This is a genomic window from Achromobacter sp. Root170 (assembly GCF_001428165.1).
GTDB lineage: Bacteria > Pseudomonadota > Gammaproteobacteria > Burkholderiales > Burkholderiaceae_B > Achromobacter > Achromobacter mucicolens.
This window is the reverse complement of sequence record NZ_LMHN01000016.1, coordinates 439,079-454,989: the sequence shown is the minus strand read 5'-3', so window position 1 is coordinate 454,989 and position 15,911 is coordinate 439,079. Positions and strand designations below refer to the sequence as shown.

The 15,911-nt window shown below is 66.5% G+C and carries 16 protein-coding genes; 6 read left to right on the top strand and 10 right to left on the bottom strand.

Translation table 11 applies throughout. The features are described from left to right. Window positions 1-3 precede the first annotated feature (3 nt). From ASD87_RS20055 to ASD87_RS20040, 4 genes are read left to right on the top strand one after another with little or no spacing between them, the layout of a single operon-like run. Complete coding sequence (locus ASD87_RS20055; protein WP_056325589.1) at window positions 4-897, top strand: branched-chain amino acid ABC transporter permease; 894 nt, start codon at window positions 4-6, stop codon at window positions 895-897. Then, window positions 894-1,655, top strand: coding sequence for an ABC transporter ATP-binding protein (locus ASD87_RS20050; protein WP_056325586.1), 762 nt, complete (start codon window positions 894-896; stop codon window positions 1,653-1,655). The genes ASD87_RS20055 and ASD87_RS20050 overlap by 4 nt, the downstream gene beginning before the upstream one ends. Next, complete coding sequence (locus tag ASD87_RS20045; protein WP_056325584.1) at window positions 1,652-2,398, top strand: ABC transporter ATP-binding protein; 747 nt, start codon at window positions 1,652-1,654, stop codon at window positions 2,396-2,398. Before ASD87_RS20050 ends, ASD87_RS20045 begins: the two co-directional genes overlap by 4 nt. Next, entirely contained in the window at window positions 2,395-3,726 is a 1,332-nt protein-coding gene (locus tag ASD87_RS20040; RefSeq protein WP_056325581.1) for an amidase, read from the top strand. Before ASD87_RS20045 ends, ASD87_RS20040 begins: the two co-directional genes overlap by 4 nt. Before the next feature lie 27 nt (window positions 3,727-3,753). On the opposite strand, the gene ASD87_RS20035 is transcribed toward ASD87_RS20040, so the two are convergent. Both ASD87_RS20035 and ASD87_RS20030 read right to left on the bottom strand, forming a co-directional pair. Further along, window positions 3,754-4,737 carry a tripartite tricarboxylate transporter substrate binding protein gene (locus ASD87_RS20035; protein ID WP_056325578.1) on the bottom strand — a complete coding sequence of 328 codons (984 nt, stop codon included), beginning with the start codon at window positions 4,735-4,737 and terminating at the stop codon, window positions 3,754-3,756. Window positions 4,738-4,922: 185 nt separating this feature from the next. After that, a complete protein-coding gene (locus tag ASD87_RS20030; RefSeq protein WP_162256800.1) occupies window positions 4,923-5,813 on the bottom strand; it encodes a LysR family transcriptional regulator in 891 nt (296 codons plus the stop codon). A 149-nt stretch (window positions 5,814-5,962) separates the two neighbouring features. Here ASD87_RS20030 and ASD87_RS20025 point away from each other — a divergent pair, with 149 nt between their 5' ends. Both ASD87_RS20025 and ASD87_RS20020 read left to right on the top strand, forming a co-directional pair. Continuing rightward, the gene (locus tag ASD87_RS20025; protein ID WP_160144413.1) at window positions 5,963-6,967 is read left to right on the top strand and encodes a tripartite tricarboxylate transporter substrate-binding protein; all 1,005 of its coding nucleotides are present in this window, start codon (window positions 5,963-5,965) and stop codon (window positions 6,965-6,967) included. Window positions 6,968-7,016: 49 nt separating this feature from the next. Continuing rightward, window positions 7,017-7,964 (top strand): amidohydrolase, encoded by a 948-nt coding sequence (locus tag ASD87_RS20020; RefSeq protein WP_082586366.1) that lies wholly within the window; start codon window positions 7,017-7,019, stop codon window positions 7,962-7,964. Window positions 7,965-8,028: 64 nt separating this feature from the next. Here ASD87_RS20020 and ASD87_RS20015 read toward each other — a convergent pair whose 3' ends face one another. The 8 genes from ASD87_RS20015 to ASD87_RS19980 form a co-directional block, all read right to left on the bottom strand. Beyond that, window positions 8,029-8,676: a GntR family transcriptional regulator gene (locus tag ASD87_RS20015; protein ID WP_056325572.1), complete on the bottom strand. Its 648-nt coding sequence runs from the start codon at window positions 8,674-8,676 to the stop codon at window positions 8,029-8,031. Window positions 8,677-8,756: 80 nt separating this feature from the next. Next, window positions 8,757-9,569 (bottom strand): CoA ester lyase, encoded by an 813-nt coding sequence (locus tag ASD87_RS20010; RefSeq protein ID WP_056325568.1) that lies wholly within the window; start codon window positions 9,567-9,569, stop codon window positions 8,757-8,759. Between the two features lie 7 nt (window positions 9,570-9,576). Further along, a complete protein-coding gene (locus ASD87_RS20005) occupies window positions 9,577-10,158 on the bottom strand; it encodes a cysteine hydrolase (RefSeq protein WP_056325565.1) in 582 nt (193 codons plus the stop codon). Window positions 10,159-10,218: 60 nt separating this feature from the next. Beyond that, a complete protein-coding gene (locus ASD87_RS20000) occupies window positions 10,219-11,451 on the bottom strand; it encodes a CaiB/BaiF CoA-transferase family protein (RefSeq protein WP_056325563.1) in 1,233 nt (410 codons plus the stop codon). After that, the gene (locus ASD87_RS19995) at window positions 11,448-12,611 is read right to left on the bottom strand and encodes a CoA transferase (RefSeq protein WP_056325560.1); all 1,164 of its coding nucleotides are present in this window, start codon (window positions 12,609-12,611) and stop codon (window positions 11,448-11,450) included. The genes ASD87_RS20000 and ASD87_RS19995 overlap by 4 nt, the downstream gene beginning before the upstream one ends. 36 nt (window positions 12,612-12,647) lie before the next feature. Then, window positions 12,648-13,850 (bottom strand): MaoC family dehydratase N-terminal domain-containing protein, encoded by a 1,203-nt coding sequence (locus ASD87_RS19990; protein WP_056325558.1) that lies wholly within the window; start codon window positions 13,848-13,850, stop codon window positions 12,648-12,650. A gap of 97 nt (window positions 13,851-13,947) precedes the next feature. Further along, window positions 13,948-14,940, bottom strand: coding sequence for a tripartite tricarboxylate transporter substrate binding protein (locus tag ASD87_RS19985; RefSeq protein WP_056325555.1), 993 nt, complete (start codon window positions 14,938-14,940; stop codon window positions 13,948-13,950). Between the two features lie 34 nt (window positions 14,941-14,974). Next, window positions 14,975-15,907, bottom strand: a complete 933-nt coding sequence (locus ASD87_RS19980; protein WP_156403474.1) for an SMP-30/gluconolactonase/LRE family protein — start codon at window positions 15,905-15,907, stop codon at window positions 14,975-14,977. Between the last annotated feature and the right edge of the window lie 4 nt (window positions 15,908-15,911).

The following is a 15,911-nucleotide window of genomic DNA, read 5'->3' as shown; positions in this document are numbered from 1 at the left end:
GAGATGGAATCCTATTTGATTGCAATCTCCATCGGCATTCTTATCTACATGCTGATGGCTCTGGGTCTGTCGCTGCACTATGGCTTCACGGGCCTGGTCAACTTCGGGCATGTCGGCTTTTTTGCCATCGGTTCCTACACCTCTGCGCTGCTCGCGCTTCAGGGGGTACCCATCCCCTTGGCGATGGTGGGCGCAACGCTGCTCACCGCACTGGCGGCCTGGCCGCTGGGGATCGTCGCCTTACGGCTGGGAAGCGATTATCTGGCCATCGTGACGCTCGGGTTCTCGGAGTCCGTCCGGATGATGCTCCAGAGCGAGGAATGGCTGACTCGAGGCATGCACGGTCTGCCGGGCATACCCCGTATGTATGAAGGTTGGATCCCCGCCGGCCAGATCGATCTGGCCATCATGTTGACCTTGCTCGCCGTCAACGGGGCGGTGTTCTGGTTGGTCACGCGCGTCGTCAAAAGCCCGTTCGGACGGGTCATTGAAGCGGTTCGCGACAACGAAGTCGCGGTAAGGGCGCTGGGCAAGGACCCGGCTCGCTTCAAGACCCGCTCGCTCATGCTGGGCGCAGGCCTGGCGGGTCTTGCGGGCGCCTTTCAAGCGCACTACCTCACGTTCCTGAGCCCCGAGCAGTTCGTTCCGCTCATTACCTTCTATATCTGGATCGCCATCTTTGTCGGAGGCGCCAACCGCCTGCTCGGTGTCGCCTTGGGCACCGTCATCATGGTCGGCTTTCTTGAGGGGTCTCGCTTCGTCCGGGACTTCGTGGGCGGCATCTCCGAAGTGCAGATGGCCAGCGTGCGAATCTGGGTCATCGGCATGGCATTGATTCTTATCGTGCTGTATCGGCCGCAAGGGATCTTGGGAACAAAGGCGGGGAAGTCGACATGAGCCTTTTGACTGTCAGAAACGTTAGCGCCGGGTTCGGCGGAATGCTCGCCTTGGACAATGTCAGCCTGGACCTGAACCAGGGCGAACTTCTGGGCCTGATCGGCACGAATGGCGCGGGAAAGAGCACGCTGTTCTCGGTAATCACGGGGTATGTCCCCAGCCGGGCTGGCGTCGTCCAGTTCGACGGCCGCGACATCTCTCACATGGCCGTGCACACCCGCGTGCGCCAAGGCCTGGCGCGCACATTCCAGGTGCCGCGGGAATTCTCTCAGCTCACCGTCATGGCCAACATGATGGCGGCTGCGCCAGACGCGCAGGGCGAGAAGTTGCTGTCGATCTTCTTCAATCCGGGGAAAGTGCAACGGGAAGAGGAACAGGTGGCCGAACGTGCCCGCGACTTGCTGCAATTTCTTAATCTATCGCGGGTCGCGGACACCCAGGCAGGCAAACTTTCCGGCGGACAAAAGAAGCTGCTGGAGCTAGGACGGCTGCTCATGCTGGAGCCTCGCTGCATCATGCTTGACGAGCCTTTCGCTGGCGTCAATCCGGTGCTGATCGGCGAGTTGTCAGAACGCATCGTGGCGTTGAACGAACGCGGCATGAGCGTGCTGATCATCGAGCACAACCTCGAAGAACTTTCGCGCATCGTGCCTCGCATGTATGTGATGGACCGCGGCAAGGTCATTGCAGAGGGAAAGCCGCGGGACGTGCTCTCCCAGGACGCGGTTCGCGAAGCTTACATGGGGGGTGTGATATGAACGTAACCAATGCCGCCGCACCGATCCTCACCATAGAAAACATGGCCGCAGGCTATGGAGACGTCGATATCGTCAGTGGCATCGACCTTCATGTGAAGCCGCGCGAGATCGTCACGATCGCTGGCACGAACGGGGCCGGCAAGTCCACGGTCATCAAAGCCGTCATGGGCCTGCTGCCGCGGCTGTCGGGGTCGATCACCTTCGACGGGAACGACCTGCGCCGGGCCGCCGTGGAAGATCGCGTGCGCCTGGGCATCTCTTACGTGCCGCAAGTGCAGAACGTGTTCGGCGAGCTCACCGTGCTGGAGAACCTTCAGGTCGTCGAACACGTCAGCGATGCCCGTCGACGCACCGAGGAAATGTTTGAACTCTTCCCGGCGTTGGCGCAGCGGCGCCGCACCCACGCCGCCAATCTTTCCGGCGGCGAACGCCAGCAATTGGCGTTTGCTCGCGCGTTGATGCCTTCCCCTCGCATGGTGCTGCTCGACGAGCCGTCCGCGGCATTGTCGCCCGCGCTGACTTCCCAGGTGTTCGAGGAAGTGCAACGCCTGCCCCAGTTGGATATCGCGGTGCTGATGGTCGAACAGCGGGCCCGCCAGGCGCTGGCTTTCAGCGACCGCGGATACATCCTGGATTCCGGCCGCATTGTCTTGACCGATACCGGCCCCAACCTGCTCGCAAATGAAGAAATGGCGGAACTCTACATCGGGCACCGTCACGACTCCCAAGGAGAACCCGTATGACCGCAACCAAGGCGCCCGGACGCCCTGCACCCTCGGAGCGCGCCCACCTTACCCTGGCAGAGGGGCTGCGCGCCCTGGACAAGGGCACGCTCAGCGCCGAAGCCTGGGCGCAGGCTTGCCTGGAACGAATTGCTCAGCGCAACCAGGATGTCAAGGCGTGGGTGCACGTGGCGGGCGAAGCCGCGTTGGCGCAAGCGCGCGCCATCGACCGGCGCGGCCGCCGCACTCGATACGAGGGTGCGCCGATCGGCATTAAAGACACCATCGACACCGCGGACATGCCCACCGAACTGGGCGAACCCGAGATCTTCACTGGGCGTCAGCCTACGCAGGACGCGCCGGTGGTGACGCGCGCGCGAGAACAAGGGTTCGTGCTGCTGGGCAAGAACACCGTGTCTCGCCACGCGATCATGCTGCCCGGTCCGTGCCGCAACCCCCACGACCTGACCCGTAGCCCGGCCGCCTCCTCCGCGGGTTCGGGCGCGGCCGTGGCAGACTTCATGGCCCCCTTGTCCATCGGCACCCAGACCGCCGGCTCCATCTTGCGGCCCGCTTCCTTCAGCGGCGCCGTCGGATTCAAGCCCACGCTTGACGCCATCCCGTATGTCGGCATCCGAAGTTATTCGCGGCCGCTCGATGTGATCGGTCCGCTTTGCAGGTCCGTGGAAGATGCGCAGCTCTTCATGCATGCGTTCGTGGGCGATCCGCGCTTTGCACCGTCGCTGGAAAGCGGTAACGCGCTGCGCCTTGGCGTGTGGCGTCCCCGCGCCTGGCCCGAAGCCGAACCCGCGGCGCAAGCCGTCTTCGAGGAATGCCTGAGCCGGCAGACGGCCGCGGGCGTTTCATTGCAGGTCTTGTCCATGCCTGCGGCCTATGAAGAAATCGGCGACATTCAGGATGTCATCATGGCCTACGATTTAGCGCGCGAATACGCGCATATCCGCCGCGATCACGCCGCATTATGCGACCCCGAGCTGCTTGCCTACCTGGCCCTGGGCGACACGTACACCGACGCCGACTATGCAGCCGCATTGGACGCCGCCGACAAGTGCCGGCGGGCGTTCTATGACATTGCCCGCGACGTGGACGCCATTATCATGCCTGCCACGTTGGGCGTGGCCACGCCCGCCGAAAGCACGGGCAGTTCGGTGTTCATCCGCGCGTGGTCATTGCTGCACAATCCCTCGATTTCACTGCCGGTCGGACGCAGTCCGGAAGGTTTGCCCCTTGCCGTGCAGCTCGTTGGCTTCCAGAAGGAAGATCCCAAGCTGCTGCAGCATGCGCGCCGCGTGGAGTCCATTCTCGGGAACCGGGCCGGGGAAACGTAGCGGGCGGAGCATTTATCGCCGTGCCGTCTACTGCTCCTTCAGCCCCAACGATTTCATCAACGGCGCGAATAATTTCTTTTCGTCCTGCACGCGCGTGGCGTAGTCGGCCACGCTCAGCGGTATCGCCTCGGCGCCCGCATCCAGGAAGCGCGCCTTGATATCCGGCCGCGCCAGCACCTTGTTGATCTCGGCGTTCATGCTTTCGACCACATCATCGCGGGTGCCCGCGGCCGCATACACGCCGAACAGGCTGTCCGCGAACACACCGTCAATGCCGGCCTCAGTGAAGGTCCGGATGTCGGGCGCCACGGCCGCGCGTTGCCGGCTTGCCACCGCCAGCACCTTCAATTTGCCCGCCTGCACCATGGGAAAGACGGTGGCGGGTCCAAACGCGAAATCGATCTGGCCCGCGGCCAGGTCCTGTATCGCCGGCGCCACGCCGCGATACGGCGCGTGGGTGGCCTGCATGCCCGTGGCCTGCTTGAGCAGCTCGCCGGCCAGATGCGGCGTCGTGCCGTTGCCGGCCGACCCATAATTCAAAGGATCGGGCCGCTTGCGCGCGTATTCCACGAACTCTTCGAGCGTATTGACGCCAAGCGAGGACCGGACAAACAGGAACAACTGGCTGTTGGCCAGCAGGGCGACCGGCCTCAAGTCCCGTTGCGGGTCGAACGGCATGTTGGCGAACATCAGCGGGTTGACCGATTCAGTCGTCGACGGATTGAGCAGGAAGGTATGGTTGTCGCGGCCGTTGCGGACCACTTCGGCCCCCGCCAGATTGCCGCCCGCACCGCCCCGGTTTTCCACGATGACGGTCTGCTTCAAGGCCTCGGCCAAGTGCGGCTGCACGGTGCGGGCCAGCACGTCGACCAGCCCGCCGGGCGCCAGCCCCACGACCAGACGAACGGGCTTGGTGGGCCACGCCGCAGACGATGTTTGTGCATGGCTGCCCGTCGTCCAACCCGTCAACGCCAGCATCATCACGGCCAGACAACGTCTACGCAGCAGCATGCAATTCTCCTTAAGGGGGCTCTACCCCGCGATCGTGCGCCCGGTGCGTCACGCGCCGCACCACCGTGAACCGCCCTGATTGCGCATCGCGGCGGCGGCCCCGCATGTGCCGCTCATTCTTCACAAAAGTTTAAGCATAAAGAATCCCGGATAACCCTAGCTTGCCGGCCGCAGGCCAGGCTTTCCTATTCGCCGGTCTGTGACAGTTCGTGCTCCAGCCCGGCCTCCAGCTGCCGCGCCACGCGCCCCAGTCCCCGGTTCAGGGGCCATACGATGGAAAGGTCAAGACCGCCTTCCACATCGACGGGTACGACGTTCAGCCCATGCCGACGCGCGTACAGGCCGCTCATGCTATCGAGGATGGCCACGCCCAGGCCGCGTTCCGCGAAAGCGCAGGCGGCCGAGTACTGATTCACCTCGATCACGGGCAGAAAGGGCAGCCGCTCCTGCTCGAACTGCCGCGCCGTAAGCGCCCCCACCTGCAAGTGGCGACTGAGCGAGATATAGGGGATGTCCGCCAGATCGGACAAGGCGAGACGACGGCGATCCGCCAGCGCGTGGCCGGCCGGCATCACTGCCTGCAGGGTCAACCGCGCCAGTGTGCGCTGACCCACGTTCGGCAGCGCGGCCGAGCCGATCACGATGCCGATATCGATACGCTGATCGGCCGCCAGCCCCGCCACGCCCAGCGTCATGTCCGTACGCACGCTGACGCGCACGCCGGGCTCGCGGGCTTGCAACCACGCCATCGCACCGGGCAGGATGCTCGCGCCCACGGCCGCCACCGCCCCCACGCCCAGCCTCGCCTGCGCCCCGCCCCGCATGCTGGCCGCCACCCGTTCGGCGTTGTCCATCGCCGCAAGCGCATGAACGATCTCCGGCAGCAACATGCGGGCCTCGGCGGTCAGCGCCAGCCGGCGTTTCTCGCGGCTGAACAGCGCAAAGCCCAACTTGTCTTCCAGCGACTTCAGCATCGCGCTGGCCGCGGGCTGCGACATCCCGGTGGCCGCAGCCGCCAAGGTGACGGAACCGGTTCGCCCCACCGCTTCAAACAGCGCCATCTCGCGTTTATTCATGCAAGCCCCGTTGTTCATACATATTCATGTATGAGATGACTAAATATATATATTTGACTATATCAATCCGCCTGCCGGACACTGGCTCCACATCACAACAGCCGGCGCCGCTTCGATGCGGCGCACGGCAATACCGCGAGGAGACAACGATGCAGACGAGACCTGGCGCTCACCCACGCAGGCTGCTGGCCAGATTGCTTGCACCGCTGCTTGGCAGCGCGTTGCTGGCTTTCGTGGCCCCCGCCCTGTCCGACACCCCGGCCGGGGGCACGATCCGGATCGTCGTCGGCGCCCCGCCGGGTGGCGCGCCCGACACCGTGGCCCGCATCGTGGCGCAGCACATGCAGGTGGGCGGGCGAGCCGTGATGGTCGAAAACAAGAACGGCGCCGCTTCCATGATCGCGGCCGCCTATGTGGCCCGCGCGCGGCCCGATGGCAACACCCTCTTGCTCGCCAGCCAGACGACGGTCGCGGTCGCGCCCACGCTGCAGAACGTGACGACGTTCGACCCCATGAAGGATTTCACCGGTGTGGCGTTGGTGGGCAGCGCGCCGCAGGTGCTGCTGGCCGGGCCGAAACTACGCGCCAACTCCGTCCAGGAACTCATCGCGCAGGCCAAGGCCGCGCCGGGCGAGATCGATTTCTGTTCGGGCGGCATCGGCACCTCGCCCTACATGGCGGCCGTGCTGTTTGCCCAGACCGCGGGAATCGAACTGCACAGCATCCCGTTTGCCGGCGAACAAGCCTGCATCACTGAAATGCTGGCAGGCCGCCTGCCGTTCATGTTCGCCAATGCCTCGACGGCCCTGCCCTACATGAAGGACCAGCGCCTGCGCGCCCTGGCCGTGACGAGCAACGCGCGCGTCAGCTTCGCGCCGCAGTTACCTACAACGGCCGAAGCGGGCCTCAAGGACTACGAGGTCGCGACCTGGCTTGGCCTGCTTGCCCCCGCCGCCACGCCGCCCGACGTCGTCAACGCACTGAACGCGGAAGTGCGCCGCGTGCTGCGCCTGCCGGATGTGCGCGAGAAGCTGCAGGCGCAGGGCTATGCGCTGTCGGACGACAGCCCGGCGGCGTTCACCCGCTACTACCAGGCCGATCGCGACAAATGGGTGCGGCTGATCCAGACCGCCGGCATCAAGCAGAACCCCTGAGCGCCGACGTTTGAATGCGTTTCCCGACCCCGAACCTTTCGAGCCTCCCATGAGCCGTACCCAGTCCGCCGCTTCTTCCGACGACCCGCGCACCGTGTTGGGCGTCCATCACAGCCCTGTCGCCGGCACGATTCCGCCCGGCGCCTGCGATTGCCACGTACACATCTTCGGCCCCTTCGACCGCTATCCGCTTGCCGAAAACCGCGTGTTCATGCCGGGGCTCGCCTCGACCGACGATCTGCTGGCGCTGCACGCGGCGCTTGGGGTTGACCGGGCAGTGGTCGTGCAGGCCAGCCCGCAAGGCACCGACAACCGCTGCATGACCGATGCCCTTGCCACCCTGAACGCGGCAGGCCACGCGTCGCGCGGCGTCGCGGTACTGGCGCCCGATATCTCGCGCGAGGGCCTGCGCGCGCTGCATGCGGCGGGCGTAAGAGGCGCGCGCGTCAACCTGCAATCGTTCGGCCAACAGGATCCGGCCATCGCCCGCGATGCGCTGACGCGCACCGCCGAGCAAGTCGCCGACCTGGGTTGGCATGTGCAGATCTACACCACGCTGCCAGTGGTTGCCGCGCTGGCGCCCGCGCTGCGCGACTGCCCCGTGCCAATCGTGATCGATCACTTCGCATTGGCGAGCGCCGTCGCCGGCACGGGCCAGCCCGGCTTCGATGCGCTGCTGGAGACGGTGGCAACGGGCAATGTGTACGTAAAACTCTCCGCGCCGTATCGCCTTACGGTCTGGCAGGACGGCCGCCCGCCCATCCAGGCGCGCGAGATCGCACGCGCCCTGATCGATACGCGGCTAGACCGCATGCTGTGGGGCACCGATTGGCCGCATTCGGGAGCGTGGCCGGGTGTGGCGCGCACGCAGGATCGCAGCGAACCGCTACATCCCATCGACGATGGCGAACAACTGTCGGCGTTTTGCGCTTGGGTGAGCGAGGCGGAAAAGCAGGCGATCCTGGTGGATAACGCGGCGCGGCTTTATGACTTTTGAGGGTGGCGCCAGTCTGTACAGCCACGTGCCGAGGGTCTGAAAGCAGCGGCAGGAAACGCCCGCGTCACTCAGCCTGGGCCGATTCGCTCAGCGACTTGAGCACCGTCCACCCGGACTCGATGTGCTTGCGCATGGCCAGCATGGCGGCCGACGCGTCGCCCGACGCGAAAGCCTGCAGGATTTCTTCGTGTTCGCGCACGGCGTCCGCGCCGCGGCCCGAGGCGGAGTTGATCAGGTCGAACGGATAGCGGGCCCACAGGATCTGCACAAAATGCAGGGTCTGGGGCAATTGGGCGATGTCGTAGAGCTGGCGATGGAAGCGGTAGTTGATGCCGCGCGCGGTGGCGCGGTCGCCGCTTTCGAAGGACTTGGCGAAATCATCGGCCAGCACGCGCAATTCGGCGATGTCTTCGGTGGTGATGCGTTCGATCGCGGCACGCACGAGCTGCGATTCCAGCAGTAGACGCAGTTGCAGGATCTCGGCCGACGCGCCCGCGTCAAACGGGACGACCCGCGCGCCGCGGTAGGAATCGCCGCTGATGTAGCCTTCGGCCTCCAGCAGCTTGAGCGCCTCGCGCACGGGCGTGATGCTCAGGCGCAGTTGCTCGGCGATCTCGGCTTGCTTCAGTCGCGAGCCGCGCGGAAACACACCCGAAATGATGCGCTCGCGCAGATAGTCCGCGACCTGTTCCTCTTTTGTACGGTATTCCATCGATTAAGCCTGAGTGGCCCGGACGAACCGGATGAACCTGTTTGCAGGCCGCAAAGCCCATATGGGCCCGATTCTAACCGTTAAGCCCTGGCCGCACCCCCGGTTTCCGCGACGATGCGCCGGGCTTGCTCGACTACCGGCTTGTCGATCATCTTGCCGTCCACGGCGGTGGCGGCGCCGCCGCTTGCGTCGAACGCCTCCAGCACGCGCCGCGCCCAGGCCTGCTCGGATTCGGAAGGCAGCCAGGCCGCGTTGACCTGCGCCACCTGACGGGGATGGATGCACAGTTTTGCGCCGAAGCCAAGCAGCCGGGAACGGACCGCGTCGGCCCGCATCGCGTCCGGATCGTTGAACTCCAGGCTGACCCCGTCGATGGGCGCGGGCAGGCCGGCGTGGCGCGAGGCCAGCGCGATGGCCGTGCGCACTGGCGTCATCGCGTCGCCCTGGTCGGCAATGCCGCTGTCCATGGCGAAGTCGACGCTGCCGAACGCGATGCGCGCCAGGCCGGGCACGCGGGCGAGCGCCGCCAGGTCCATGTAGCCGTCCACGGTTTCGAGCAGCGCGATGACCCGGCGGCCCGGCAACGCGGCCAGCACCTGCGCGAGCGTGCCCGCGTTGGCCTTGGGCAGCATGACGGCCGCCTGCGGCAATGCGCGTAGGGCGGCCACGTCTTCGGCGTGCCAGGCGGTGTCGGCGGGGTTGATGCGCACGCACGCCTGACCGCCGTTTGACAGCCATCTGGCCGCCTGGGCACGGGCGGCGTCCTTCGCAGCGGGCGCGACGGCGTCCTCCAGGTCCAGAATGACCTCGTGCGCGCCGCTGGCAACGGCGCGGTCGTAGCGTTCGGGCCGGTCGCCCGGAACGAAGAGCAGGCTGCGAGAGGGTCGGTTCACAAGGCGCTCACTCGAAGACGACGTCGTTGGAGTTGGTGATGCGGCAGAACCGCTGCAGGCTCTTGATCGCGTTGTCGTGCTCTTCGGCGGTCAGGCCGCAGCAGCAGTCCTCCAGGACGATCATCTCGTAATCGCGGTCGTGGCCTTCGCGCACCATGGCCTGCACGACGGCGTTGGTGGAAATGCCCGAGCAATAGATACGCTTGATGCCATGGGCGCGCAGGATGGATTCCAGGCTGGTGCTGTAGAACGGACTGACGCGATGCTTGACGATGTCGAAATCCTGCGGCTGGCGGCCCAGGTCGGGATGCACTTCGGTGCCCCACTCGCCCAGCTTGAAGATGCCGTTCTTGCGCGCGCCCGAGAAGATTGGCGAGTTGGGCGGGCATTCGCGGTAATCGGGCGAAAATCCGACGCGCACGAAGCCGATGGGCAGGCCGGCGGCACGTGCCTTGTCCACCGCGCGCCGCGTATGTTGGATGATGCCGCGGCCGCGCACCTGTTCGCCGTAGCCGGCGCGGCCGTTGGGTCCGTCCGCATGGACCAGGTCGTTTTCCATGTCCAGCACCAGGTAGATGGCGTCTTTCATTGGGGGCTTTCCTCAGGGTTGGGGTTCGGAAGAATGGGGATAGTGGCCGGGGCGGCGGGCTTACAGGATCACCTCGCGTGCCTGCAGGTCCGCGCGTTGGGCTGAGTCCAGCCCCAGGAGCTCGCCGAAGACATAATCCTCGTCCTGGCCCAAGGCGGGCGTCAAGCGGCGGATCCCGATGCCGTCCGACTTGCTGAAGCGGGCGGGCGCACCCACCGCCAGGCGGGCCGGAATGCCGGGCGCCTCGACCGGCGTGACGGCGCCGCGTGCCTGCAGATGCGGGTCGGATGCGATGTCCTGCATGTCCCAGGATACGTGCGCGCACACGCCCGCCTGCTGCAACGCGTCGGCAGTGGCGTCGGCGTCGCACGACGCAAGCCACCGCGTGACCAAGGCGTCGATCTCGTCGCGATGCGCCAGACGCGAGGCCGCGTCCGAATAGCGCGCGGCGTCGTCTTCGTGGCCCAGGATACGCGCCAGCAGGCGCCATTGCGCGTCGTCGCGCACGGCCAGCGTCAGCCAGCGGTCCGGCCGCGCGGTGGGATAGACGCCGTGCGGCGACATGGCCAGGTCGGCATTGCCCGGCCGCTCGGGCGTCAGGCCCAGGCTGGCCAGGACCAGGGCGTCGCCAATCATGGCCGACGCGACTTCGCGCGCGGCCAGGTCCACGTGCTGCGCCTGGCCCGTACGCCGGCGTTGGTTCAGCGCGGCCACCGTGGCCAGCGCGGCGTGCATGCCGGCCGAGTGGTCCATCACGTGCCGCATCTCCACGGGCGGGCCATCGCTGTAGCCGCTCATCCAGCCCAGTCCGCCCCACGCGCCGAAAAGCGGCGCATAACCGGCAAAGTGCGAGTCCGGCCCGCTCTGGCCGCAGGACGACAGGGACAGCAGGACGAGGTCTGGCTTGACCTCGCGCAGCGCATCAAAGCACAGGCCCAGCCGCTTCATGACGCCGGGGCGAAAGCTCTCTGCCGCCACGTCCGACAACGCCACGATCCGCTTGGCGAGCGCGACGGCCTCGGGCTGCTTCAGGTTCAGGCGCACGGACAGCTTGTTGGCCGACACCTGGTCGAACGTCGCGGCGGACATGCGGCCATAGACGGCATGGGGCTTGCGAAACGCGTCGGGCCGCGTTGCGCTCTCGATCTTGATGCACTCGGCGCCCAATTGCGACAGCAGATGCGTGCAGAAAGGCCCGGCCGCGTGGATCGTGAAGTCGGCGATGCGCACACCGGCCAACGGCGCCCGTGGCGCACGGGCCGGATTGCCGCGGGAGTTGTCGGGTGGATTCATGACGATGCCTCCTGCGCCATCTCGTCCAGGGCGGGGACGCGTCCCTTCCTGGGCAAGGGCGTGCAACGGAATTGGAATGGCGCAACCAGGACGCCGGCGTCGCGTCCGCTGGCCAGCACCGCCGGCGCAAACAGGCCCCGCGCGGCCTCCTGTTCGCCGGCCACCACTTCGGCGGGCAGGCGGTACTTGGCCGCCGGCACGCCCAGTTCCTGCGCGCGCCGCACGATGTCTTCGACAGGATGACGGGCCATCCACTCGCGGACATGAGCGTTGATTTCGTCGCCGCGGCGGCTGCGCTCCAGCGGATCGCGCAACCCCGGATCGGCTGCCCACGCCGGGTTGCCCAGCAACTCGACGAGCGAGGTCCATTGCCGGTCCTCCAGCGTGAGCAATTCAATGAAGCCATCCTGCGCCTCGAACACACCGCCGTAGCGAAAGCGCCGGGTGGTCCGGTGCTCCAGCGACCCATCGCCCAGGCGTTGCAAGGCGAAAGCGCCCACGGACAGCACCGCGTCCTGCACCGACACGTCCACATGCTGCCCGCCGCTGAACGGCACGGCCCACCAGGCCGACAGCGCACAAAAGGCCGCCATCGCCCCGCCCTGATATCCGCCGAAGTGGCCGTAGATTTTCAGGGGGGGCCGGTCGGGAAACAGTTCGTTCGACAGGCCATTGGGCAGCAGAAAGCCTTCGCCGCCCGCATGCAGCAGGTTGACTTCCTCGCCATCCCAATCGGCCTTGGGCCCTTTGGCGCCGAACGGCAGGACGCTGACGTGGACCAGATCGGAAAAGCGCCGGGCGATCTCGCCCGGGTCCAGCCCCTGTGCCGCACGATCGCGCACCGGCGTGTCGTCGATGAGTATGTCGGCGCGCGCCAGTTCGCGATCGAGCAAGGCCCGGCCGGCCGCGGACGCGAGGTCGGCCGCCAGGCTGCGCTTGCCCACCGCGAGATATGCAAAGAGCGCGCTTTCGCCGTCATCCGTCAACGGCGGCGCCTGCCGCAGGCGGGAGCCGCCTGGCGGCTCCAGCATCACGACCCGCGCGCCCAGGGCGGCAAGCATCCGTCCGGCATAAGCGGCCGCCACCGTGTTCGAACGCTCCAGGACCCGGCACCCGGACAACGGCAGCGTGGCGGTTTGTGGCGTTTCATTGGACTGCATATGGGCTGTCTCGCAAGGTTGCGGCCGCGGGCCGGATCAGCGCGTCACCGGCAGTTCGAGGTCAACGCCCGAACCATCCAGGAACGCCGGCAGCCGCACATCGCGCGACGGCAGCGCCACGGTGGCGATCCCCGGCGTGGTCAGTTCGCCCCGCTGGTTCTCGGCCGCCAGTTCGATGTCCACCAGGCCGGTCTTGTCCTTGACGTACTTGCGCACCACCTTGCCCTTGCAGAAGGTCGTGTCGCCCATGATGTTGAAGCGGCGCATTTCCGTGCGCACGCGCTTGATGACACCTGCGTCGCCCATCCAGTTGGTCACCAGCGAGCACATCCACGACGACCGCTGCGGACCGTAGTCATACGTGCCGGGCACGCCGACCTCCTTGGCCACGGACTCGCGGTGGTGGCCAATGCCCGTGTATTCCACGCCGCCTCCCGCCTCCGGATTGCGGAAGAAGTGGCCCGGGTGCTTCACGGCCGCCTGCAGCACGACGCCGTGCGTGTGCCCGCGGCCGCAACCTACCAGAAAGCCCATCGTGTCCATCAGCGACAGCGGGCCACGCGCGATCGTCGGCAGCTCCTCGCCTTCCTGCACGTCTTCCCAGTAGCGCACATTGGCGCCGCGGATGTTCTTCGGCTCGTCCAGCACCATCTGGTCGATGCGGTCGCGTTCCTCGTCGGAGTACTCGTGCTGAACGATCTCCTTGTACTTGCCGGTTTCGCGCGCCGCCTTGCGCTCATGGCGGGTGCACGTTCCCAGCGCGCGGGCGACCAGTTCGCCGCGCTGGTTGTAGTAGCTGGCCTCCACGTATTGCAGCACCAGCCGGCCTGAGAACTTGCTTTCCTTTTCCTCCACGCCGACCACGCGTTCGATGGCGGTGATGCGGTCGCCGGGGCGGACGTGACGGAACAGTTCCCAATCGTTGCCGGCGTAGAAGCCGTGCACGCCGGGCAGGCCCCAGCGGGTGCGGCCCAGCCAGCCGAACGCCATGGGGAACATGGGATGGCCGAGAAGCGTGCCGTAGCGCGTGCCGGCGGCGTAGCCCGGATCGCGGTAGAGCGGATTGAGGTCGCCGATGCCATTGCACCAGTTGCGCAAGGTGTCCGCGGTGGCATCCTGCAGATAGGGGCCTTCGGGGCGCAGGTGCAAGCCGATCATCGCGCGGGCGGCGGTGACCGCTTCGTCCGTGATGCGGCCTTCGGCGGGCGCGTTTCCGACATCGGCTTGGGAAAGACTCATGACGTTGCTCACTTTTGATGCTCCTTGCTATCAGCGTGAATGCAGAATGCATTCTTCAAGAAATGAAAAAAAGGGGCGCACGACGGCGCTTTGGGGGTCATTCGATGCGGATACCGGCAGCCTTGATGATGTCGCCCCACTTTTGGCGTTCGTCCTTGACGAAGGCGTCCAACTGCGCGGGCGGCATCACCAGCGGTTCGACGCCAATGTCCAGCATGCGGCGGCGCATGTCGGGCTGCTCGAGGACATGACGGACGTGTCCGCCCAGCTCCTGCACGATGCCGGGCGGCGTGCCGCGGGGCGCGAACAGCGCGTCCCAGGCCACGACGTCGAATCCCTGAACGCCCTGCTCGGCCACGGACTTGACGCCCGGCAGCATGTCGCTGGCCTTGAGCGAGGTGATCGCGACCGCGCGCAACTTGCCGGTCGCCAGATGGGGACGTGCCGCGGTGACGGTGTCGATCGCCAGTGGAATCTGTCCGCCCATCGTGTCCGTCAATGACTGGCCGGACGCCTTGTACTTGACCGCGAACAGCGGCGCTTGCGCCGACTTCACAAACTCGGCGAAGACGACCTGCGCGGTCGTGCTGGGCAGCCCCACATTCAAGACATTGGGCTTGGCGCGGGCGCGCTCGATCAGCGCCGGCACGCTGTTGGCGGGCAAGTCCGCGTCCGACGTGGCGATCACCATCGGCAGCAGGCCGACCATGGCCACGCCAACGAAATCCTTCGCGGCGTCATAGCCGGGATTGGAATACAGGAACTCGTTGGCCGCGTTGGTGGCGTTGGTGCCAAAGAGAAAGGTGTAGCCGTCCGCCGGCGCCCGCGCCGCCGCGGCCGAGCCAATATTGCCGCCGGCCCCCGCCCGGTTTTCGATGACGATGGGCTGGTTCAGGCGCTTGCCGACTTCCTGGAACACCAGCCGGGCCAGCACGTCCGCGCCCTGACCGGCCGCGTAGGGCACGATGACGCGGATGGGCTTGTCGGGCCACGCCTGCGCGGCGGCCGCCTGGGGCAGGATACACAGCGCCGCCGCGGCCATGATCGCCGCATTGAAGGAGCGGCGGGCACTGTTGATCGGGAGCTTCATCGATGCGTCCTTGCGTGACGGTTCAGGGGGGAAATCAGCCGTTGAGCGCCAGGCCGGCGCGCGGCCAGCGCGCCGCGAAAAGCTGGCCGTGCCCCGACAGGGTGATGTAGGCGGTGCGCCGGCCAGCGCCCCCGAAGCAGATATTGGTGCAATAGCCCTCGGGCGCCTCGTGGAATTCCAAAAGCTCGCCGCCGGGCGAGATCACGCTGATGCCGCCGCGCACGAGCGTGGCGACGCAGACGTTGCCGCCCTCTTCGAGCGCCAGCGAATCGAAGCGTTGATAGCCGGGCAGGCCATGCACCAGGCGCCCGCCGTTGGGCGATGGCCAGGGTTCGGCGCCAAGCCGGCCGCGCTCGCCTTCAAGGATCGGGTATGACCACAGCCGGCTCGTTTCGGTCTCCGACACGTAGAGCACACTGCCGTCCGGTGACAGGCCCACGCCATTGGGCGTCAGCACGGGATGCGCGGCGCGGCGAATATGGCTGCCATCCGCGCGTGCGTAATACACCGCGCCGCGCAGTATGCGGTCCTCGAAGATCTTGCCGAAATCCGTGAACCAGAAGCCGCCGTCAGCATCGAAGACGATGTCATTGGGACCGTGCAGCGCCACGCCGTCGCAATGCGTGTACAACGTCTGCACAGTACCGGTGGCCACGTCCACGCGCTGGATGCTGCCGCCCGTGTAGCCGGCCGCGGGGCCCGTGGGCCGCGTGAAGCCGTTGTCGGTGCGCCAGCTGAAGCCCCCGTTGTTGCAGACGTAGACGTGCCCGTCCGGCCCCAACGCCGCGCCGTTCGGCCCGCCGCCAAGATCGGCTACCTTGCGCAGCTCGCCATCGGGAAGCACTTGGGTCAGGCGTCCCGCGGCGATCTCCACCACCAGCACGCTGCCGTCCGGCATGGCCACGGGCCCCTCCGGAAATTCGAGCCCGTTCGCCAGGACTTCGCCTTGTAGTTTCAGATGTTCCATTGCG